General features: G+C 39.3%; 15 protein-coding genes. 6 read left to right on the forward strand and 9 right to left on the reverse strand.

The window, feature by feature from the left end:
• Entirely contained in the window at positions 1-5,049 is a 5,049-nt protein-coding gene (locus BVC89_RS19825) for a non-ribosomal peptide synthetase (RefSeq protein ID WP_158658042.1), read from the reverse strand.
• A 16-nt stretch (positions 5,050-5,065) separates the two neighbouring features.
• Positions 5,066-6,148 (reverse strand): TauD/TfdA family dioxygenase, encoded by a 1,083-nt coding sequence (locus BVC89_RS19830; protein ID WP_086932865.1) that lies wholly within the window; start codon positions 6,146-6,148, stop codon positions 5,066-5,068.
• Between the two features lie 514 nt (positions 6,149-6,662).
• Here BVC89_RS19830 and BVC89_RS19835 point away from each other — a divergent pair.
• From BVC89_RS19835 to BVC89_RS19845, 3 genes are all read left to right on the forward strand, one after another.
• On the forward strand, positions 6,663-6,872 hold the full coding sequence (locus BVC89_RS19835; RefSeq protein ID WP_086932866.1) for an MbtH family protein: 210 nt from the start codon (positions 6,663-6,665) through the stop codon (positions 6,870-6,872).
• Positions 6,873-6,997: 125 nt separating this feature from the next.
• Positions 6,998-8,422 carry a diaminobutyrate--2-oxoglutarate transaminase gene (locus BVC89_RS19840; RefSeq protein ID WP_086932867.1) on the forward strand — a complete coding sequence of 475 codons (1,425 nt, stop codon included), beginning with the start codon at positions 6,998-7,000 and terminating at the stop codon, positions 8,420-8,422.
• Between the two features lie 195 nt (positions 8,423-8,617).
• Entirely contained in the window at positions 8,618-10,858 is a 2,241-nt protein-coding gene (locus BVC89_RS19845) for a TonB-dependent siderophore receptor (RefSeq protein WP_086932868.1), read from the forward strand.
• Positions 10,859-10,923: 65 nt separating this feature from the next.
• Here the strand turns inward: BVC89_RS19845 and BVC89_RS19850 are convergent, their stop codons facing one another.
• Positions 10,924-12,714, reverse strand: coding sequence for a PepSY-associated TM helix domain-containing protein (locus BVC89_RS19850; protein WP_086932869.1), 1,791 nt, complete (start codon positions 12,712-12,714; stop codon positions 10,924-10,926).
• 688 nt (positions 12,715-13,402) lie between these two features.
• Between BVC89_RS19850 and BVC89_RS19855 the strand changes: the two genes are divergently transcribed.
• Positions 13,403-14,383, forward strand: coding sequence for an energy transducer TonB (locus BVC89_RS19855; protein WP_086932870.1), 981 nt, complete (start codon positions 13,403-13,405; stop codon positions 14,381-14,383).
• A gap of 32 nt (positions 14,384-14,415) precedes the next feature.
• Here the strand turns inward: BVC89_RS19855 and BVC89_RS19860 are convergent, their stop codons facing one another.
• The 3 genes from BVC89_RS19860 to BVC89_RS19870 all read right to left on the reverse strand — a co-directional run bounded on the left by BVC89_RS19860 (position 14,416) and on the right by BVC89_RS19870 (position 15,895).
• Positions 14,416-14,877 (reverse strand): GNAT family N-acetyltransferase, encoded by a 462-nt coding sequence (locus tag BVC89_RS19860; RefSeq protein ID WP_086932871.1) that lies wholly within the window; start codon positions 14,875-14,877, stop codon positions 14,416-14,418.
• Between the two features lie 54 nt (positions 14,878-14,931).
• Entirely contained in the window at positions 14,932-15,294 is a 363-nt protein-coding gene (locus BVC89_RS19865; RefSeq protein ID WP_086932872.1) for a hypothetical protein, read from the reverse strand.
• A 73-nt stretch (positions 15,295-15,367) separates the two neighbouring features.
• Positions 15,368-15,895: a GNAT family N-acetyltransferase gene (locus BVC89_RS19870; RefSeq protein ID WP_158658043.1), complete on the reverse strand. Its 528-nt coding sequence runs from the start codon at positions 15,893-15,895 to the stop codon at positions 15,368-15,370.
• 345 nt (positions 15,896-16,240) lie between these two features.
• Here BVC89_RS19870 and BVC89_RS19875 point away from each other — a divergent pair, with 345 nt between their 5' ends.
• Positions 16,241-17,170, forward strand: coding sequence for an SRPBCC family protein (locus BVC89_RS19875; protein WP_086932874.1), 930 nt, complete (start codon positions 16,241-16,243; stop codon positions 17,168-17,170).
• A gap of 287 nt (positions 17,171-17,457) precedes the next feature.
• Here BVC89_RS19875 and BVC89_RS19880 read toward each other — a convergent pair whose 3' ends face one another.
• The 3 genes from BVC89_RS19880 to BVC89_RS19890 form a co-directional block, all read right to left on the reverse strand.
• Complete coding sequence (locus BVC89_RS19880) at positions 17,458-17,781, reverse strand: hypothetical protein (protein ID WP_086932875.1); 324 nt, start codon at positions 17,779-17,781, stop codon at positions 17,458-17,460.
• A gap of 258 nt (positions 17,782-18,039) precedes the next feature.
• Entirely contained in the window at positions 18,040-20,100 is a 2,061-nt protein-coding gene (locus BVC89_RS19885; protein WP_086932876.1) for an Ig-like domain-containing protein, read from the reverse strand.
• Positions 20,101-20,988: 888 nt separating this feature from the next.
• The gene (locus tag BVC89_RS19890; protein ID WP_086932877.1) at positions 20,989-21,876 is read right to left on the reverse strand and encodes an AraC family transcriptional regulator; all 888 of its coding nucleotides are present in this window, start codon (positions 21,874-21,876) and stop codon (positions 20,989-20,991) included.
• A gap of 150 nt (positions 21,877-22,026) precedes the next feature.
• Here BVC89_RS19890 and BVC89_RS19895 point away from each other — a divergent pair, with 150 nt between their 5' ends.
• A complete protein-coding gene (locus tag BVC89_RS19895) occupies positions 22,027-22,974 on the forward strand; it encodes an SDR family oxidoreductase (RefSeq protein ID WP_086932878.1) in 948 nt (315 codons plus the stop codon).
• The last annotated feature ends 22 nt before the right edge of the window (positions 22,975-22,996 follow it).

A 22,996-nucleotide genomic window follows, 5' to 3' on the forward strand; every position in this document is an offset into this window, starting at 1 on the left:
TTAATCCAATTCCTGTAATAAAAGATCAAATTCATCTTGTGAAATATCGGCATCATCGAAATCACTCGCATCAACACTTACCTCATCTCGGCCAAGACAGTGCTGTAGCAAGTCACTAAGAGAAGTGAGATAACGATTAGCGATATCCTGCATATATGCACTATCGATACAATGAGCAGGATACGTCCATGCAATATGCAATTCACCATTAAGTACTTGCATTGTGAGGTCGATAACGTGAGTGCGAGTGCTATCTTGACTGCGAGTATTGGCAACCTCATTTCTATTTAACGCAAAAATATCGGACGAAGAAAAGCTCTGATCAAACTGACCTAGGTAGTTTAGCGTTATAAGGTTGACTGGCGAAAATTGTTGGGTTGCAACAATATTTTTATTTAGATAACGGTTAATTCCATATGTCAAACCATTATTTGGCACATTTCTAAGAGCAGCTTTTACTTGCAAAAAAGCAGCATCCCAGTCATCAAATATAGAATTAATAGCAACCGGATAACGGCTAGTAAACCAACCTACTGTGCGTGAGACATCGACAATATCGTCATCTGATAAAGGATTATCACGCCCATGCCCCTCCAACTCCACAGGAATCCAAGGTTGTTCATTTTTAAGAGCCTCATCAGCAAGCACTTGATTTTCAAATAAAACCGACAGCACTGGCACAAGTGCGGCTAATAAAAACTCATTAACATGTACATTATAAGCAGCTAAAGCTGGCCCAAGTAATTTTTCGGTGTCATCGGAATTCAGACTTAATCTTTCTGTTTTAGCATCTGCGACCGTATTCTTATTTATATCAAAACCTGGAACATAATCAGATTGTGTGAACGACGACGACAACGATTGCCAAAAAGCAATATCATTTTGCACTTTGCTAACACAACTTTGCTTGTGTAATAAATTACTCCATTCCAAATAACTATTCGTTTTTTCAGGCAAAGCAGAAAAAACATATTCCCGAATTTCTTGATGAGAAAGATTATTGCACGCTTTGCTGGAAAACCCACGATACAGAATCTCAAGGTCTTCAAGAATTATACGCCAAGACACACCATCAACAAGCAGGTGGTGCGCACATAAAGCGATCACAGCTCCACTCTTATTCTTTTCGATTAAAGCTATTCTAAAAAGTGGAGCGCTATTTAACTGGAAGCTTTTTTGTAGTTGGTCAATATGAGAATCTCGCCAAGATTCATAGGAAGGTTTATGAGATGGGACGGAAGATTCAACCGTATAGGTTAAGTGCACAAAGCATTTAGCAATCTCGTCATCAGCAATATTTTGATAGCGCTGAGTAACCTCTAAACATTCACCTTCTAAATGTTGCTCATATGAAAGCCGTAAAGCATCATGGTAATAAACTAAAGCAATAACCGCGCAACGCAGAGCAACTGGGTCAAGGGTCTGCTTGACGTCAAGTAAGAGAGATTGATTCCAGTGCGCCAGGTTAACTTTTTGATTATCAAAAAACCACTGTTGAATAGGCGTTAAAGGTACAGTCTTTCCATTTAGCTCTTCCGATAGTACATTAGAGTGTTGCGCAGCTTGCTTATCACTATGCTGCTTGGAAGAATCCTGAGAGGATTTTTTAATTGTCGCTCTTAACGCTAACTGCTCTACTGTACGAGCTTCAAAGAATACTTTTGGCGTTAAGCTAATTCCTTGTTTTCTGGCTTTTGTGATGATTTGCAAGCTTAAAATTGAATCGCCACCCAACTCAAAAAAGCTATCACAAATACCAAAGTCTTCACGGTTGAGTACGCTACACCAAATCTCGTATAAGATTTTTTCCGCTTCTGTTCGAGGTAATAATTTTTCTTCTGATGCTCTATCTTCCGATTTAGGCAAAGGAAGGTTACGGCGATCGACCTTGCCATTACTCAGACGCGGAAACTCATTAAGCACTTGCCATAACTGCGGCACCATAGCTTCCGGTAATTTTTCTCTTATCCGCTCACAGAGCAAATGAGTATCTAATTGTTGACTGGTTGCATCAGCTATTATGTAAGCAAGCAGTTGCCCTTCTGAATTACTAGTATTTCTTACATCTTGATCACTACCAACACTATTGCTGCTATTACTATTAAGCTCAGAAAAATATAAAATTACTATCGCATCTGCTATTTGTTCATCTTGTCGTAAACAATATTCAATTTCCTCCAGTTCGATTCGATATCCACGAATTTTAACTTGCTGGTCAATACGCCCCAAATACTCTACTTCGCCATCATGACGACGTCGTGCACGATCACCAGTGCGATATAAACGTTGGCCTGAATGTATAAAAGGAGATGGAACAAAACGCTCAGCGGTCAATGCGGAACGTCCCACATAACCCTGCGCTATACCCTCGCCTCCTAAGTATAGCTCTCCAGATACACCGTTTGGCACAGGGTTTAAATACTTATCCAGGATATAAGCTTGAGTATCATTTAATGGCCGACCGATTGGAACTGAAGATTTTATAGAGGTCAAATCATTAACATGATAAGTTAAAGCACCCACCGTCGCTTCCGTTGGCCCATAATGGTTGACAATACGACATTGTGGTTTTATACCCTGTATTTGGGCTACCTGTTCCTTTACTAAGGGTTCACCCCCTAATATCAATGTATGCGTAGGTAAAATATCCGCTAAAACTTCATTAAATGCACGCAAATGAGATGGCGTTAATTTCAAACAGTTAATGGCGTGACGACACATATAGTCGGCAAGCAGATTGGGATCGTCCAGTTGCTGTTGAGTGGGTATATGCAAACAGCGCCCAGTTAACAGTGCACCGAAAACGGTTGTGTGTCCTAAATCAGCTGCTAAAGAACCCAAGCTCATGAGACTGACATTAGCCTCAGTGGCTGAGGGTAATTCGAGGCGCTTATCAATAGCGCTAATATAGTGAGCTAAATTTCGATGTGTCACACATACCGCTTTAGATTTACCGGTTGACCCAGATGTAAAAATAAAGTACGCGGGTTGATCCTGATGATAAATATGATTAGGAATATCATTCTTTACCTTAGGAAAAGAATCTAGGCTAGCGATACGAATACATTTACCTTGTTTCTCAAAACGTTCTTGTAAAGCGAATAGATCATCAACTTTATAACGATCCTTTTCATAACTATTAACATCAAGAAAGGCAATAGCATTTAATTGGCCATCATTATATAGTTGTTCGATACGAGCCTCAGGCCATTGAGGGTCTAGAGCTGCATAAGCAGCACCTATTTTCCACAGAGCAAAAATACTAACAATCAGCTCATTACTACGAGGCAAACATAGGCCAACACAGTCCCCTTGAACAATCCCCTGTTGCTGAAAATAGTGAGCTAGTATATGGGCATAATCATCTAGTTGCTGATAGGTCAGAACTTTATCCTTATAGTACAGTGCCGATGCATCCGAATAATGCTCGACCTGCTGCTCATATAAATCCAATGCACCTAAATCGGATACTTTTTCTTTTTGTGGTCTATTGAGTTCTTCTAATTTTTCAACATTAGTATGAAGCAAGGCAATATGGTTAATGTAGCAATGAGAGTCTTCGCATATCACCTTCAATAAATGACAGTAATTATCCAAAATGCCTTGCACGGTAGGTAGAGAAAATAATGCGCGGTTATAGCGCCATTTACCAGTAAATGTCTCACGATCATCAAGTACAACTAAATTGAGATCATGAGCCGCGCCACGTTGCTCAGAAAGTAACGTTGCCTCAACCATATTCGCATGCTGTTGAGTATGCACATGAGTCAGAGTAAACATGTGCTGAAATAGTGGTGTGCGCGATGGATCTCGAGGAATATTTAACTGCTCTAACAGAGAACGAAATGGATAATCTTGATGGTGAAAAGCAGCTTTACTAACATCAGCAACACGTTTAACTAAATCGCTAAAACGTGGATTGCCGCTACAATCACAGGTAAGTACTACAGGATTAACCAGATAACCTACTGTACGGCCAAAGCGCTGCTGTAGGCGGCCTGAAGTTGGCGTACCAATAAGAAACTCTTCTTGTCCACTATAGCGGTACAGCAATAACTGAAAAATGCTCAGACAAAAAACATAAGGAGTAACACCTAGCGCTTTAGCGGCTGAACGCAATGCTTCACTCTGAATCTTATCGAGGTGGAAAGTAAGCTCTTCACCTTGATATGTTTGAGCTGCTGGACGTGGATAATCTAACGTCAAAGCTAAATTCTCGTAGCGAGAAGTTAAAGAATCATCGCAGGCATTGTTTGAAGTCAAACTCTTTTGCCAAAATTCTTTTGTATCAGCAAGCTTATTGCTTTGTAATAAATACCGCTGGTGTAGGCACCAATCAAAATAGTCATGAGAGAGATCAGTATATTTTGATTCACTATATTGTGGCTGTTGCTGACCAGATAAATCTTTATAAATACCTAGCAGTTCATCGAATAAAACTTCACACGACCAAAAATCTGCCGCGATATGATGAACAGTTAATTGGAAAACAGTATCTATTACTTTGCCACGACGGTTAATCAATAACTTAGCTCGGCATACATCGCCGGTTTTCAAATTAAAACATTTATCTGCTTCTTGTTTAACTTTTGTGACTAACTCATTTTCATTCAGCGTATTAATGTCTTCAATATCTAATGACGGTGTAAAATCGTCTTTAACGTACTGTAAAATTTCACCATCGTGATCACAGTAAGCTGTGTGCAAAATAAGATGACGCTGACAAAGTAATCGATAGGCTTGCTGCAAGTATTCAACAGAAACATCCTGCCTTAAACGAACAGCATGGCTAAGATTATAAGCAGTATTTTCGGGCTCCATACAATACACAAGCCACATGGATTTTTGGTTTTCACTGGCTGGGAAGTAGCTAAAAAAATCGGGGGACTGCTTAAGCCAGGCGATAACCTCGGCTTTATTTTCTTTTAATTGAATACGTGTTTCTTCATCAATAGGCCAATCTTGGTAGGCTTTAAATTTTAGCGCACTACCGTCCAACCACAATTTTATCCCACGCTGTCTAAGTGAGCGCATTAAAGCTGATAACATTCTTTTAATTCTCCAGCTATGCGCTATATTCAAGGGATGGTGAAGTATCTTCCAATGTCGTATTTTGGCTATCTCCATTAGCAGCTATTGAGTCGAAAGGCTCTGTCATAGCGACAACGACTTTTCGTTCACCTTCAAATGTTCCTCGTCCGTGGGCGACCAACATGTTATCTAACAACATGACGTCACCGGGTTGCCACGGAAAAGACACGGTAAATTCATCGATTACACCACGAATTTCATCGAGAATAGATGTTTCAATTTCGCTACCATCGCCATAGTACACATTGCGCGGCAAGTCCTGCATATCGACACAACCAAGCAACATTTCCCGTACACTTTCATTTAAATTAGAAATATGAAATAGATGTGCTTGATTAAACCATACCCATTCATTTGTCAGTGGGTGTTGCGCGGTGGCCTGGCATAATTGCCGCGTACGTAGCTCACCATCTTCCTTCCACTCCAATTGAATTTTATTATTTTTGGCATAGGCTTGTGCGACCGATATGTCATCAGTATTAAAAGCTTGTTGCCAGGGTATATCTAACCCATTGCCATAATTGCGAACATACATTAGGCGTTTCTTTTCGAAGCGCTCGCGAATAGTGCGATTAATATGTTGATAAATAAGACGACTATCTGCTATAGGAGTGTGACCTCCTCGCGAAGCTGCCGTCACACAGTGAAACCATATATTTAACGGCCAACTTAAGGTATAGGCTTGCTCGTTGTGTAGAGGTATAACTTGATGTGCTGGATATTCAGTTGAGGTATAAACTCCATTACCAAGGTGTGAGCGCGGTGTTGAACCAAATTCATAACGCAATAAATCGAGACCAAATGATTTTACAAAATCGTAAAAATCATTGTCATCAATAAACTTAAACCCTCGAAATAAAATTGCGCCTATGTCACGCTGATAGCGAGTAATAATCTTTTGGATAACTTGATGATAATCACGCCACCGATTACTTAAATTCGTATTTTTTTCACACTCAATAAGCAGAGGTATATTATCTTTCTCATGTGAAATTAAAATACCAGGTACTAACTGACTTAAGTCGCCACTGCGTTCTAATATAGAGTCGTGAGACATTTCAAATTCGCCCACCCTTCGAAGATTGATTTTTATAAATGAGGCTTGATTCTAGACAAGGTGCTAAAGCCGAGAGACAGATACTATTGGCCAGTTTCGGCTTCATTAAGCTGCTCAGCACACAAAGATGACACCAAATTCATCTTTGAGAATAAAAAAATTGCGCACCAGAAATAAAAATTATTTTTTCAAGCAGAAAACATAGGCAGCATGATAACAATTGGTTTCAATAATGTAAATAATATTGATTATCATTTATATTAAATGTAGTATTATGATTATTAGTATAGATATGTTCATATTGTCGTCATAAGCCTCATGGAGCAAGGCGATAAATATAGAAGCGTCTGAATAATAAGGAAGCTAGATAAAGGCAGTAAGGACAAAGTAACAGGCAAATAATCAATGCCACTACTTTTAGCGATCCTATTGTATGGTGAAATTTTCCTAAGCATAGAATCTCGCACGCCAATTTTAAATATTTCTTTAACAACAACATTGAAAGGCAGTTGAAATGAGTTGGGATGACGAAAACACCGTTTTTTTGGTGGTAAAGAATCATGAAGAGCAATATTCCATTTGGCCAGAATATAAAGAAGTACCTGGCGGCTGGGAAGCAGTAGGAAAAACCGGAAAGAAACAAGAATGTTTAGAATACATTGAGACTGTGTGGACGGATATGAGACCACTAAGCTTGCGTAAATTTATGGAAGAAAATGCGTAACAAATAATTAACAAAGTGCACTCTATTATCTATTTAAAACCGCTGTTAACTAAACCTAATAATATAGTGCATGCAAAAACAGTCTAGATAGATTTAGTCAACATTATCTTCCCAGAGGAATAACCATGCACTCTTGCTTGCAAGATGATTTAAACTCTAAGACTTTACAGGCCTCGCCGTTTACGCTCAAAAAGTTTAGTGAACAGGCTGCTATTTCTTTGTCGTATACCAACTATCTAGAACGACAGAATCTACTGGAGTCGAATGCCCGCAGTTATCCTCGTCGTATCCCTATTGCCATAAAACGTGCTCAGGGTATCTATATAGAAGATACTAAGGGACAATTATTTATTGACTGCTTAGCCGGTGCTGGAACACTGGCATTGGGCCATAACCATCCGGTAATACATAACGTGTTAAAGAATTACCTCGATAGTAGCGGCCCTTTGCACACCCTAGATATTACAACACCAACAAAAGATACATTTATCAAAGATGTATTCGATATTTTACCTGCAGAGTTTGCGCAAAAAGCACACATACAGTTTTGTGGGCCAAGCGGCGCCGATGCCACGGAAGCAGCAATTAAGCTTGCCAAAACAGCCACTGGCCGGCGTAGTGTTTTAGCATTTAGTGGTGGCTACCATGGTATGACCCATGGCGCATTGAGCCTTACCGGTAACCTTGCGGCTAAAACTCCTGTTAGCAATTTAATGCCGGAAGTACACTTCCTCCCCTACCCTTACGAGTTTCGTTGTCCTTTCGGTCTTAAAGGGGAACAAAGTATTGCCAGTAATTTACATTATATCGAGAATTTATTGAGCGATCCGGAATCAGGAATTACCACACCTGCAGCGATTATTGTGGAAGCCGTCCAAGGTGAGGGCGGTATGATACCCGCACCCGCTCGTTGGCTTAAGGGTTTACGCGAAATAACAGCTCGCTTCGATATTCCATTAATCTTAGACGAGATTCAATGTGGTATTGGACGCACAGGAGACATGTTTGCATTCGAATACGCCGATATTGTGCCTGATATGATTTTATTGTCGAAGGCAATTGGCGGCGGGCTGCCACTGTCTTTGGTGTTATTTGATAAATCTTTGGATAAGTGGAATCCTGGTGCACACGCCGGAACCTTTCGAGGCAATCAAATGGCCATGGCAGCAGGGTCTGCAACACTTGATGTAATTAGAACAGAGCAACTTTGTCAAAATGCTAGTCTAATGGGTGAACGCCTTCGCCAGCATCTACAAGAGATACAAAGACAATATTCTCACATTGGCGATGTTCGAGGCCGAGGTTTGATGATTGGCGTTGAAATTGTTAATCCAGAGAAATTATTGAACGATGGCTCACCAACCCCATCAGGTGAATTGGCAGCTAAAATTCAACGAGAGTGCTTAAAAAAAGGGTTAATACTTGAGCTAGGTGGTCGCAATGGCTGTACAGTGCGCTTCCTGCCTCCTTTAATTATTAAACCGGAGGAAATCGATCGTGTCGCAGAAATATTTGCACAGGCAACACAGGTCGCTCTCGAAAATACTTAACAACACATTTTAAGGATAAGAGCTGACTAACTATAGATCAGTATAAATTATAGTTAATTCGCTCTAGTGGTCGGGTTTTGCATTACTGATCGAGACAAGGGAATAATAGGTTGATGTTTTTTGATCATCAGCATTATAACTAAGGAGGTGGGACGTTTTTTCCACCATAACTACAATATAATTCGAATCATTAGTATGTACACGAAAAACTTTAATCTTCGGCCACCCTTCATTATCGCCGCACTTAGCGTTGCTGTATCCTCAGTAAACGCACAAACAAACACAGCACGACCTCCTATCGAAGAGGTTTTTGTGGCGGGATATCAGCGGGACTACCGCGAAAATGAAGCCGAATCTGCATTGGGTCTGAACCTAAAATTAATTGAAACTCCGGCAGCAGTTAGCGTCATTACACAAGATTTATTGCAAGATCAACAAGTCAATAACGTCGACGATGCACTGAGAAATGTCGCAGGTGTGACGAAATTTAAAACAGGTAATGGTGGCGAAGAAAGATTCTCAATCCGAGGCTTTGATGCATCACAATCTATTTATAAAGATGGTGCACGTATTAATAACAGCTTTAATGCTTCGAATATACCTTCCACTGAAACTGCAAATATTGATCGCATCGAAGTTCTCAAAGGACCATCAGCCCTTCTCTATGGGCAAGGCGAACCTGGTGGTATTATTAATTACATTACCAAACGACCACAAATAGAGCGCTACGGTTCTATCGAAGTGTTAGCAGGTTCTGATGATTTTAAGAAAATAGAGGCAGATACAACCGGCGCTATTGGGAGCTTGGAAAACTTTGCTTATCGAGTTGTGGCGACTTATGAAGATTCAGAAAGCTTTAGAAATGAAGTTTTCCGCGAGCGGATATTAGTAAACCCAACACTTGCTTACATTGGGAGCGATACTTACGTTCAGGTGGGCGTAGAATATATCGACGATGAATCTACTCAGGATAGAGGTCAAGTATTAGATGGTAACAATGTCCAAGGTTATTTTTACAGTGATCGCCTAAATCGAGAACAGTTTTTCGGCATTCCTGATTGGAATAGAAATACTACCGCTGAATCAACACGTATCTATGCTTTAGCGGAGCATAAAGTGAACGACATCTGGGATATTGCTTTTAGTTACAGCAATACTAAAAACGACAAAGTAAATTTTGACTCATCGCCTGTTGCCCTTGTCGGCGACCCCCTTTTCGCTGTCGTTGGCCCTGAAGGCAGTGCCGTAGATAACTTGGTAGCCATTGGCCCAAGAAAGTCCGACGGTGAAGGTGATAGCGAGCAATTTAAGTTTACCAATACCTTAAGCTTTAGCGATGGTTTTGGCTTTGAACACCAAGTTCTAGCCTCTTATACACGCGAAGAACTCTCTACAGACTCCACCAGCTTTCAAGGCGATCAAGCAGTGCTCTTTAATATTGCTACTGGAGAATATTTCGATGATCCTCGCACACCAGTTACACCTGGCTTAGAAGAAGTTCGGGTTAACGATAATATTACTTTTGGTTTAGTTAATCGTGGCTCTCTTATTAATCAAGATTTTGAAGAACAAGGCATTAATATACTCGACTACGTTCGCTTTAATGAGCAGTGGGCATGGTTAATTGGCGGACGTTTTTCGGATTTTCAAGATAATACTAACGCATCTTTTGACGACGACAACTTTAGTATGCGCACTGGTGTGGTATTTACTCCTGCTGAAGACCTATCATTCTATGCTAGCTATTCCGAAGGCTATACCAATTCCGCTGGCCGACAAGATGAAAATGGTAACAATATTGACCCTGAAACATCAGTATCAATTGAAGCTGGTGTCAAATGGCAGCTACTAGAAGAGCAACTGTTAATTACCGCCGCTCTTTACGATATAGATAAAGAAGATATTGCTTTCATTACCAACCCCGGCGAGCCTGTGCTCTTTTTCGATAACATTGGAGCGGTCAATAGCCAAGGTTTTGAACTTGAAGTTGTAGGTTACATTACTAGCCAATGGCGAATACAAGCAGGTTATACATTCACCGATACAGAAATTACTGAAGGTGGCACCGATGCATTCAGTAGCACCTTTACAGAAGGCAATCAATTTCCCGGTATCGCGGATCACAGCTTTAATTTATTCAGCTTCTACGAGATTCCTATCGGCACTGGTGATCTAGGGCTAGGCGGCGGCGTATTTAGTCAAAGTGATGTATTTGCCAGCCTAGAGAACCGCACAGAATTTGATAGCTGGACTCAAGTGGATTTAGCGGCATACTACAAAATGGACGCATGGAAAGCGCAATTAAATGTTCGCAACATCACTGATGAAGAATTTCTTTTAACCCAGTCTTTTATCTCATCTGATGTTTTCGCAGCTGGTCGAGTAGGCACTTCAATTCCTCGATCAGTCACCGCTTCGATTGCTTACGAGTTTTAACTCATACCTTATAAGCTAAACAAGCCTGGCATAAAAATATGCCAGGCTTAATTTCACCCAAAACATCATGCTTGTACAACATCCTGTGATACGTCAGCAATATCTTCTGTCGCAGGTAGCGGTTGATCTTCTGTTTGAGCTTTTCGATATATACGCATATATACTCCAACCCAGAAAAACAAACCAAGCCAAATAAAAAGAAGAAAAGATAAAATAAAGTACTTAACCGCACGGTTATTTGTTATTCCTAAGGGAAGAGATTCCATATTAGGTACAGCACTTAGAAGTTCGTCACTGGTTAAGCGATGCTCATAAAAATTCCCTTGCTGATCCTCTAAAACAAGTGAGAGTGATGCCACACTTTCATACCATTGCGCTATTGTTTTATCTAACGATTGGCCAGATTGAAGAGCTGGAATATCCAATTGTGCTTTCTGTCCATACCAATCCAATTTAAAATCAGCCTTGATAACATCTTCCTGATTTCGTATATGAACATACAATGATGCTGCTTTAAGGTTGGGCCGGGCATCATTAAACACCAACTCAAAATGACCATGAGTTTGCGAATAACTATTTATTTTTTGTTGCAAATAGCCTTGCCAAGGCCCCAAGCTTTCCATATTAAAGGCGATTTTGTGAGTATCGTGAACACCAGATCCCATACGCTTCATACCAACAACGCTAAATAGCGTCGATAAAATAAGTAAGGATATACTGATCACATGAGCACAAATAGCAAGTCGGCTAACGCCTTTGGCTTTGATTTTCTGAGAATTAACAATACGCCTAAACCAAAGATAAAATCCAACCAAAATAGCCAGGGAGATAAGCAAGCCAAAGAAAAACCAAATTAACTTAGTCCACAAGCCACCGAAGGTACCAAAATGCAATGGATCTACCGTATGAAGCCAGCGATCTAATAACCCCAAATCGGTAGCATTACGCACCTGTAAAACCTTGCCACTATATGGATCTAAAGCAACATAATTTGCAGCGTCACGCACTAACATAGCTTCGGCTTGGCCAAATACATGCACAGGATCGCCCGCTTTGAAAGGGAAGAAAAATGCTTTCACTTCTAAACCAGGCAGAGCCGCTTGAGCTTTTTGGATATAAAGTTCAGGATTGGGAGCATCTAGCAATAACCCTTTTTGCTCATAAACGACTTGATTCTCTTTCGCCAATGCAACTTCTGAGATATCTGTCACTTTTTCTAGCCAATACCATATACCAGTCAAAGCAAACAAAAAAGAAAACAATAAAGACCAGAGTCCAGTGCTATGATGCCAATCAACAAAGAAAACGCGGAGCCCTTTACGCCAACGTAAACGAAATAAATTTTTTAGCCAATTACCCAATAACAAAAAGCCTGTTACCACGGTCACCAACAACGACAAACCGAAGAGGCCAACGATAAACACACCGTTAAAAGTAAACTTTGTTGGTACAATAAAAAGCTGTTTGTGGAAAATTCGAAAGAAATTTTTGATACTCATCCTATCCCGAGCAGCAAGCACTGCTCCTGTAAAAGGATCGAGATAGACAGTCACCTCACCAGAGTCGAGATCTCGTAAAAATACTTGAAGGGCAAGATAATCTTCTGAGGGGCTACGTATAGCATAAATGTTTCCTCGAGGATAAAGTGCCTGCACATTGTGATAAGCACTCGCTAAAGAAATACGCTCCTCGCCTTCTGCAGCTGCAACTGGACGAATTTCACTGTCTAATAGCCAATCAAGCTCATAACTTAAAGTCGCAATCGTGCCGGAAAAACAGATCACAAATAGCAAAAAGCCTAAATTTAATCCTAACCATCCATGAAGTGAAAAAAGGGTTTTATTTGAGATCTTCATATTTTAGAGACTACTCATAGAAAAGCTATTATCACAGTTTGCATATGCAAGCTTGTTAGAATCATCGCCCTGCCCTAATTAGCAAATATACGTGCCACCAGGTGATTCTGACCGGCCATTATTTGGCACATTAAACAACACTCTAAAACCCCTTTCTAACTGCGAAGCTTTCTAACTGCACCTCCGAAAATACAGCTTAAAGGGAACCTCTGTACACAGCAAAAACCAACTAAAATCATACAATTTAAGAATAAAATACAACTCACCTAATGATGTTGGTGTTTACCGCACTCACTTTTCGTATAGAAATGGGTCGTTTAATTGTAATAAAAGACCAAACAAGGTTTTTTTGCAAATGAGAATTATTACATTTAAGATGCCGTTCTGTAAATAAGCACGCAGCAAAAATCTGATAGATTTTACCCTTGTCTAAATTCAAACCGGGTTTGTTGTGCTATTACTTACACATTTTGAAATGCTTCATGCATAAGTATCCCTTCTGTAAAATGTCATTAGAGACATTATCGGGGGTATGTTGACACAAAAATCAACATGCCTATACTTGCTATATATACAAAATACCAGCTTTTATAAAATCTTTTATGAAGTATAGGTAGCCCAAAAACTATATTTTGCACACTTGAATCTGGTAGCTATTGTTAACGGATAAACACAAGAAGGAATCATTATGCTTCGCTACATCATCTTTAGCATATTCTGCATAATCATTTTAGGATGTACTACACCCACCAACACTAAGATTCAAGCTTCTGCCGATGATCGGCGCTATCAAAGCCGCCAATTGCCTGGAATCAGTTACAAACTTATAAAAAAGCTAGATGCAATATCGAGTCTAGTGATTCCCCCTGCAAACCAGCGAGGTATTATTAAGCCTGATTTCCCATCGGCTTTGGCCCTATTAAATGAAATAGAAGATGATTGTAAACTAGGGTGTAATAACTATGAGAAATCTCAAATTCATAGGTACTACGGCTATATTTATTATCGACTTAATACACTTGAAAAGGCTAAGAGTGCTTATGATCAAGTATTAGCATACTCCCCTGATATACCCGTGGCAGTCGAGCTTGATACTTTACGTGCAGCACTAAATACCGCCGTTAAATTACAGAAACTTGAGGAAATAAGACCGTACTTAACAAAAATTGAAGCTTTGGCACCTCAGCAATTTGGAACGATAGCCTACGTAGAAGCTGTAGAGCTATACGATGAAGGCTTCAAGCAAGGAGCGTTGCGTGTAATTGATGTGTTAATCGATAAATATAAAAACCAAGAAGCTTCAGCCACATATTACAGCCTAAAAATAAGTATTCTTAACTCTCAAGGAAAAACGGATGAAATACCTGTTCTTGAAAAAGAGATTGAAAAATTTGAAGCTTACAACGAAACTCTAGTTTATTCAGTTACGCCTACTTTTCCCAAAAAAGCAATCCAGAGCAAAATCAATGGCTATTGTACTGTTGAATTCTCTATTCGACATACTGGCAAAACGTATGAACACAAAATAGTCGACTGCCCCAATCCTATATTCATACCAAGTAGTATAGAAGCAGCTAAGATGTTTATTTACAGACCAAAGATAGTGAATGGCAAAGCCATTAACATTAAAGGAGTAAGGAATCGCTTTACTTTTAACTATGGCAACTAACGATAAATTAAAGGTATGAAGTATAAAATATACTACTCAGACACACTGAGCTTCATCTCTATAACATTTGGCTCGAAACCAACTTTTTCATAGGCTTTTATGGCCGCACTATTTTGGCAATATACATCCAGGTAAAAATCAGTTACCCCCCTGGTTTTACTCCATGAAATAAGCTTATCAATAATATGTTGATTAACCCCTTTACCACGATATTCAGGCACAACAAACATAAATCCTAAATATGAGTGATAATCGTGTTTAAATGAAACCTTAGATTCCCTTATCTGTGCATAGCCGGTAGCAACAATAGTTGCAGAGGCCTCTGCAACAAGAACATAAGCATCATCACTCGAAATTAGGTGTTCTAAATTATAATATGTGGTTTTTTCGGATTTAATAGAGGAGTTAAATGGCCTTTCGGCATCGATAATACGTTGTTCCAGCTCAAGCAGCTGAGGAATATCATTCAAGTTTGCTTCTCTATAATCAGGCATAACATAATCCTTATTAGCAAAATGGTGAAAGTAAAATAAAGGATTTAGTCGATTTTACAAGGCTTGCCAATCCATATAGGCAACGATAGCCCCCTGCCGTTTTGGCTGTTTTGCCGCAGCTTGATTCCATCTTCGGATTAACGCAAGATTATATGCAGTTTTCGCAATTGCGATAGCATAATTAGAACAATACTCCGAAAACATAGGCGTACGCTGTTTTAAAATATCAAGTGCTTCGGTATCGCGTTGCAAATCCAATAGGACTGCGGAATAGTTGCTTAATAACAGAGGGTCGTCCTCACCACTATCAATTGCGTCTTTTAGCAAATGAGCGGCCTCTTCTAAAAGTTCAGTAAACTTACTGTGGTCACTCCAAGCTTCACGATATAATTTTACAGACTCATCTACTACGTTCATGGTTTATATCCCTAATAATATATAACGCTGATGTCGGTAGCTCTGCGCAACACACACCCATGTCCCCTTTTCATTAAGAATCATAATCACTGGGTATGACGGAATAGCACTTAGCGGGACTCGACACTCCACTCAGTATGATTTTATTGCGAAACGTACCCTCGTACATACCCCCCAACTTGGATGCAACCCTATTGCTAGCGCTGTTATCTGGATGTACATGAATCTCTATACGCTGAAAACCTAGCGACCGGAAGGCATATTTTATCGCTAAACGCGCAGCTTGAGTACAGACTCCCTGGCCCAAAGCAGAGGTTCTCACCCAATACCCAAGATTGCCAACTTTGTGCTGAGGCACAACTTGATTGATACCAACAGAGCCGAGAATCTCGCCAGAATAAACACTCTCAATGACAAACCTATAGTCTGTGCCTTTTTCCCAAACCTGAGCTGCAGATGAAATCCACTGTATAGCATCTTCCATGCTGTAGTCGTGTGTACACCATGACAACCACTGGCTTATATGTGAAGCTGAATCTACAACGGCTGCGTAGAATGCTTGCGCATCAGATTCACTAAATTGACGAATACCTATTTCCAAGATTATCCTCCTTAATCTAGAGACGATATACCCTAAAATCAGCTGTAAAGGGTCAGACAAAACGACGCTGTTGTTCTTTATAAGCCCAATCTGCAAAGCTTCACAGCAGACTAAGGTTACTCTCTATCTAGGTGTACAATTACACTTGACGAGCTTCAATGCAAGTAAAAAATCCGACGCTTAAAAGGCTACACACGTTTAGAAAAAGTAAGACTCTCTTGTTGTAAATTTACGTTTTAACTCACTGATCAATCGACATTCAATATTCAACAGGTATAATTGGCCAAAAAACGGACTAATAAAAATTCTAATATTGATTTCAAATTTATATTGATAGGTGTGAAAATGAAGTTTGATGTTCAGAAAAGTACGATAATAGATGCTCCCATCTCCAAGGTTCGCGAACTAGTGGAAGACTTCAACCACTGGAATAGTTGGTCTCCCTGGACAGTTCTAGAACCCAATTGTGCGGTTAGCGTTTCAGGCACTTCGAACAAACCAGGACATTCCATGAGTTGGGAAGGTGAAATTATTGGCTCAGGAAAAAACACGCTTCGTTTAACCAATCCACAGCAACTCCACTACGATTTAGAGTTTTTTAAACCCTGGAAATCAAAAGCCCAGGTGAGTTTTTTATTTGAAGAGCTAGATGAGAAGACAAAAGTTACCTGGATAATGAATTCAAGCATGCCTTTTTTCATGTTCTTTATGATTAAGACTATGCAGAACATGATCGGAATGGATTACGACCGCGGTCTTAGAATGCTAAAAGAAATGACCGAGCATGACCATGTTAATGGTACGACAACAAACAACGGTATTGTGGAATATAAAGGTTTCTCTTATGTAGGCATACAGCGACGTGTTGCCATCTCAGATATGCCCACAGCCATGCAAAAAGACTTTGAAAAGTTGGTTAACGATATTGTTATAGATGGCAAGAAAGGCGCCATGCACTGGGTGTGTATCTACCCAAAGTTTGACATCAAAAATATGGAAGCGACCTACATTGCTGCAGTTTCAGATGAAGATCTAGGCGGCTTAGATTTGGGGGCTGAATATGTAAAAGGAAAAATAAATGATGGTAATTCGCTCGAGATCAAACACGATGGCGCCTATGATTTCCTCGGTAATGCCTGGTCAATGGGCATGATATATATGCGCGCTAAAAAAATTAAAGGTAAAGATTTCCCTTTCGAGCAATACTGGAATAGCCCTATGGAAGTGTCTGCGGAGGAGTTAAAGACAAGTGTTTATTTTCCGCTAAAAAAATGAGAAAAACACAGTGACTGCGATAATAGAAAAACTTGGGTTACAAGAGAACTAGTGAAAAATAAATTATTCTCTTGCTAAGATTAAGATGAGTACTTATCACACATTACTTTATATCGTCATATTGGGCCATGTTAACACTAATTTCATTGCTTCTATCGATTGACCTGCGAAAGTGATTGACACGTAAAAGGCGCAATCAACTGATCTGCAAAAGGCACAACCCAATATAGGTGTGATTAGTGTTAACAAGCCCTAATATTCGATTTAATAAACGCCTCTATCTGACTTTATTTATCAGACACTACATATATTAATTTGCATGGGCCACTTTCGCTCATACGAACCCATATAGGGCGGTTATCGGTGTGAGCAGACAAAAGTAATTTATAAATAGCGTCATAGTTTCTCACCCATGGACTTATAGTAATATAGCCTTGGCTACCAGCGTCACAGCTAAGTCCTCGCTCATCTCCTGAAGTACTTATTCTAGTGTCACCATCTGCAGTAACATAAAGCCTTGTAATTGTCACATTAGTGCAACTCAACCCAGAACATCCCGCGAATACATCTCCTGCTAAAAAAATACCAAAAATAACGAGCAAATATTTCATTTCGATAACTCCTAAGTATTAATAGAAAATAAGCTCGAATATTTCACCGAGCTTATTTGCCAATTAACAATAGGTCATATTTGCAATGTGTTATCAGTTTAGATGCCATTATTTTAATATAAATTTTAGTTCTTATTGATACCCATTTAATTATCATTGATTTAGATAATTGGCAACCAAACTTACACCCGGCTTTCGTTATCAACGATAGTGATGGTAACTGAAGCATTTTTTAATGTATTTTGGTTACCCACCAGATTACTTTTTACAAGGACCGCTACCGCCACAGAAACAAACATACTTAGGCTTAAATTGATTCCAAACATTACACCAAGCATTTGATGCGCCAGTAACACTTTTACATTGTGCGGAGTTGTTATCATTGTTGTCACATGCAAATGTGCCGCCACTGTTGCTGACGCCTTCGGGATTAATGGTGACGTTTATAGTATGGCTGTTCCAGACGTTCGTATTATCTTGGGCGTGAACTTTGATTTCATGGGTACCAACTGAAAGGTTTTCTGCGGTAAACACATAAGGAGGGGTTTTATCCGTTTGCACCCAGCCGCCATCAACATACATACTCGTATGGTCAAGTCCAGATTCATCACTCGCATTAACGTTTACTGTAATTTTCGAGCCTTCAGTGAAGCTGGCATCATTGGCAGGTGAGGTGATTGTGATACTTGGAGGCATTGGCGTCACTCCTTGGCAACTTGGTAACCCACCTATGTTGGAAAGCAATGAGTCGTCTCTCAAGCACATATCCGTTATCTCATTTGGCTGAATACTTGGATTACTTTTGTCAGATGCTGATGTGGATACTTCTGCGACTGACGACATATTCACGGTAGGAATGTATTGGTTATTACCACCACCGATTAGAGGCGCTTTCACTTGCTTGGTCTTTGTGCTGGTATTCTCTCTGTAAAATATAGAATTATTGAGTTCTACTCTCGATGGGATATTTCCAGCCCAAAACATGATATCACTGGCTACAGCACCATTTCTCGGTTCATTTTTATAGAAAGTACAATTATCAAAAGAACCTGACTCAGGTATATTTTGTAAGAATACAGCACCTTGTTGTATGGATTCTGATGTATCGAGAAAGTTTGTATTTGCAAAAATACAATTACTAAACTCAAAGTTATTAATCACTCTAATATTAGCCTGCCCTACATCATTATTATAAAATACAGAATTCGTCATTTTTATTGTTGCACTATTACCATGAAAAACAATAACGCCAGCAAAAAATGCTCTATTAAAATTACTAACGCCGGCGTAGTTATTGTATTTATTGTTGCTAAACTCGCTGTTATCAATAATCAATGTAGGTTCGTTATTAGAAGGCATTCCAGGAGAAAATCCACTTACTGGAGCGGCAAATACTTCAATACCGGACACTTTTACGTTTGCAGAGTTGCGTGTGAACTTAGATCCATATATCTCAAGAGGTTTTACTGTTCTATCCACCCGCAGTGCACCAGCACCCTCCACTACATTCATATAGCCCACAGTGGAACTGTAACCGTTGGATAAGTTAGAGTCGAATTCACTGTTGATAATAGTAAGTTTTTGTATTGACGTGGCGCCAATAGCACCACCGGTAACCGCTTTGTTATTTTTAAATACGCTACCAAATACCTCTCCGGAAGTTCCATAATTAAATCGTATGGCCGCACCGTTTTGATTCTCACCCATGCCTTTAAAATGTGAAACGGTATTATCTAAGAACTGACAATTTCTGACCCTTAACGATGAAAAATATGGCCCGGATTGCGTTACTTCTATAGCACCTCCTCCCGTCCGGTATATCTTCTTAAGGTTATCCATTGACTTCCCTTGAAAGTTTGCATTCCTAAAGATCGCATCTTGGACAATAAGTCGAACACTTCCCCTAAGTAAAAAGATACTGCTTTTATTTGTTCCATTAAATGTAATATCAGCGCCTTGAATAACAATAGTTCTTATTTTATCTCGATTCCTGTACTCAGGAAAAAGTTCTATGACTTCATTGAAGTTAATAGTCGCCGGGCCTGTATTACTAAAACGTAGAACGCCACCGTTGTTATTAAGTAAGTCAGTAAGGCCTTTTTTCAAATCGCTATAATTTGGGGCTACGACTATCTGGTCAATATTATTACCTGGGTTAGCGGGGACAGCATTGGGCATTTGTGACGGGTTGCTATTATTTCTTCCGTAAGTCTCCCATAAAGCGTTTGCTGCGACTCTACGAGACTCGACAATTTGGGCTTGTACTACACTACTAGAAATAATTAGGAATGCAGTTATAAATAAAAATATTTTTTTCATTTTTTCTCCGATACATTCATCCATAGTTTTTTGCAAGCTAGTAGCATTAAAGATAATACCCAAAACAATAAATACTCAAGGTAATAGTTCAATGTATAGAAAGCATATAATATAACCTCTTCTCATTTACCTCCAAAAATCGATCTAATTTATATTTTTAATAAGAATTTGTTAAATCCTGTAACTATATTTATTTTTAAATATTGAATTTTGACTATTTAAATAGGATCAAATAATTTTTAGAAGTTATTTAAGAGTTTATATAATTTAATATACAAGGCTTTGAAAAGTTAAGTTAATTTATACATCATAAACCTCTAAATAGCTTTATAATAAGATAGCTGTTTGTGAACCATATCTATTTAACTGTATTTAGTTGTGAGTTAAATCTACTTTTAAGATAAAGATAAAACACTATTCTTAACGCTTTGTTTAATTTTTTTACAAAAAAGAAGGATCTGGGTTTAAATTAGAAAATTTCCAAAAGTGAGATTCGATGTTATAAGCACAATTATCTAAAGCGTCAAGATTTCAATGAGCTCTTAACTTTTGAGTATTTACAAATAAAAAGTAATACCAATACTAAATTAATTAAATTAGATAAACTAATACGCAAACCCTTTGGTAATACCAATAATGCGATTTTGTTTAGGACAATGACGACATAACTTAATTCAGCAAGAGGTGTAAGCTACGGCTTTACAGTATAAAGCTCTATTGCTGTATAGTTTTCAGGTATCTGTTTAGATTGTTTGGAACGCTTAAATCTAACGATTTTTACTAAAGCCAGAAAAAAAGAAGCTGAAAGAATAATTTAAGTTAAGTGTCGATCTTATAAATCGAATGGAATTATTAACGCTAATAAATTTTAATTTACATTGACAGATGTCATTCTGACTGGGCCCACCGCTTCGGTGATTGTCCATACATACGCTTGAACTCACGACTAAATTGAGACGAGCTTATGTAACCGACTTCCATAGCCGCCTCATTAACATTCATGCCTTCAGAGATCTTTACAGCGGCATTATTCAGCCGCATAGCTTTAATAAATTGAATGGGTGACATAGTTGTCGCCTGTTTAAATTTACGATGAAATACAGCACGACTCATTCCGACCTGTGTTGCCATATCTTCTATAGTAATGGCTTCTTGCAAATGACGCGATAAATATTCAATTGCTCGGGCGATTTCATTGCCTACACCAAATGCCTGCCTCACACAATTTCCTGCGTCCCCTTTTATTACAGCGTAATATACTTCCCTAAGTCGACTACTCCCAAGTATTGAAGTATCGGTATGACTCTTCCCTAATTGCAATAGCCGTAATAATGCTTCTGTAAAAGTATCATCCCAACGGGCAAGGGAGATACCCTTAGGTTGTGGTTCGCCTGTTGATTTTCTAATAACACCGGCGACGCTATCCATCTCTATGGCTAACTCTGTCATCACTCTCGTATCTAAGGAAATATATACACCAATAAGAGGTTTTTTTAGTGAAGCTGCTGGCGCTCCGGTTTCTAATGGCATCAACATAGTACAACACAGATACTGGTGGCTGCCATAAACGTACCTCTTACCATCTAGAATAGCTTCTTTAGATCCGTTTACGATAGCAACTATAGCAGGCTCATATACTGCCGGCGCACAGTGGATAGCACGCGTAACTTGAAAGAGTTTAACGCCCTTCACGCCGGTTTCAAACATTCCGTCGGCGCTTACTCTATTTTCACTTATTTTATTTTCAATTATTTTTTTAATCTGTTGTTTACTCATATTCAAAACTTAGCATTAAAGAATACAAAAATAAATAAATTGATACAATTAGGCAATTATTAGCGATTATTTCGCCTATTTATATTCAAAGTCAATAATTAAAATAACCTCATTGATATTGAATGTGGATACGAAGAAAGAGCATCTATAATGAGTAGAGAACACCAACACAACATACAGGGATGGACACCTGCGCAACTTGGCTCCCTTGCAGGAAAAACATATGTTATCACTGGGGCTAACACAGGTACTGGCTTTGAAGCAACACGAGTACTCTTATCAAAGGGCGCAAAGGTGGTGATGCTTAATCGCAACGCTGAAAAGTCGGCGCTTGCAATCACCACGCTGAAGCAAGAATTTGGCAAAAAAGCGGATGTAACGTTCGTAAAAATGGATTTAGCGGTGCTAAATTCTGTGCGAGAAGGCGCTAAGGAATTAATGGACAAGTCTTCTCGGATAGACGCCATCATCTGCAATGCGGCTATTGCGCAAGTAGCTAAGCAAGAAATCACTGTCGACGGTTTTGAAAGCCAGCTTGGTGTAAACCACTTTGGACATTTTCTCTTGTGCGGATTACTCTTTAAAACTATTGAAAAGTCTGAAGGCCGTATTGTTGTTGTCGGTAGCAACGCTTATAAAATGGGACTGAAGAGAATTCAGTTCGAAGACCTTAATTTTGATAAAAACTATACCGCTTGGAATTCTTATGCCCAGAGCAAACTCGCGCAGATGATGTTTGCCTATGAATTACAGCGTCGTATTGAGGCTAAAGATATAAGCATTCAAGTGCAGGTTTGCCATCCTGGGGCGTCGCGAACAAATTTACTAAAAGATACAGCCAGCACCTTTAACAAAATTGTTTGGTCGATACTCTCCCGTATTATTGCACAGTCCGCTGAAAAAGGCTCTTGGCCTGAAGTGATGTGCGCGGTAGAAAAGAATTTAAAACCGACAACCTTATATGGTCCGACAAAGCGGGCCGAGATGGTAGGCCCCATTGGCAATTGCCCATTAGATAAGGTAGCCCTAGAACAAGAAATGGCGACTAAGCTCTGGAAAATTTCCGAGGAAAAAACATCGCTAAAATGGTCATTATAATTTTGTTGTAATAACCAGATAC

The sequence above is a fragment of the Agarilytica rhodophyticola genome (assembly GCF_002157225.2).
In the GTDB taxonomy this organism is placed as follows: domain Bacteria; phylum Pseudomonadota; class Gammaproteobacteria; order Pseudomonadales; family Cellvibrionaceae; genus Agarilytica; species Agarilytica rhodophyticola.

Bases quoted from the DNA above. Each gene is read 5' to 3' on its own strand.
- BVC89_RS19825 (WP_158658042.1), bottom strand. From the start codon at position 5,049: ATGTTATCAGCTTTAATGCGCTCACTTAGACAGCGTGGGATAAAATTG.
- BVC89_RS19830 (WP_086932865.1), bottom strand. From the start codon at position 6,148: ATGTCTCACGACTCTATATTAGAACGCAGTGGCGACTTAAGTCAGTTA.
- BVC89_RS19835 (WP_086932866.1), top strand. From the start codon at position 6,663: ATGAGTTGGGATGACGAAAACACCGTTTTTTTGGTGGTAAAGAATCAT.
- BVC89_RS19840 (WP_086932867.1), top strand. From the start codon at position 6,998: ATGCACTCTTGCTTGCAAGATGATTTAAACTCTAAGACTTTACAGGCC.
- BVC89_RS19845 (WP_086932868.1), top strand. From the start codon at position 8,618: ATGTACACGAAAAACTTTAATCTTCGGCCACCCTTCATTATCGCCGCA.
- BVC89_RS19850 (WP_086932869.1), bottom strand. From the start codon at position 12,714: ATGAAGATCTCAAATAAAACCCTTTTTTCACTTCATGGATGGTTAGGA.
- BVC89_RS19855 (WP_086932870.1), top strand. From the start codon at position 13,403: ATGCTTCGCTACATCATCTTTAGCATATTCTGCATAATCATTTTAGGA.
- BVC89_RS19860 (WP_086932871.1), bottom strand. From the start codon at position 14,877: ATGCCTGATTATAGAGAAGCAAACTTGAATGATATTCCTCAGCTGCTT.
- BVC89_RS19865 (WP_086932872.1), bottom strand. From the start codon at position 15,294: ATGAACGTAGTAGATGAGTCTGTAAAATTATATCGTGAAGCTTGGAGT.
- BVC89_RS19875 (WP_086932874.1), top strand. From the start codon at position 16,241: ATGAAGTTTGATGTTCAGAAAAGTACGATAATAGATGCTCCCATCTCC.
- BVC89_RS19880 (WP_086932875.1), bottom strand. From the start codon at position 17,781: ATGAAATATTTGCTCGTTATTTTTGGTATTTTTTTAGCAGGAGATGTA.
- BVC89_RS19885 (WP_086932876.1), bottom strand. From the start codon at position 20,100: ATGAAAAAAATATTTTTATTTATAACTGCATTCCTAATTATTTCTAGT.
- BVC89_RS19890 (WP_086932877.1), bottom strand. From the start codon at position 21,876: ATGAGTAAACAACAGATTAAAAAAATAATTGAAAATAAAATAAGTGAA.
- BVC89_RS19895 (WP_086932878.1), top strand. From the start codon at position 22,027: ATGAGTAGAGAACACCAACACAACATACAGGGATGGACACCTGCGCAA.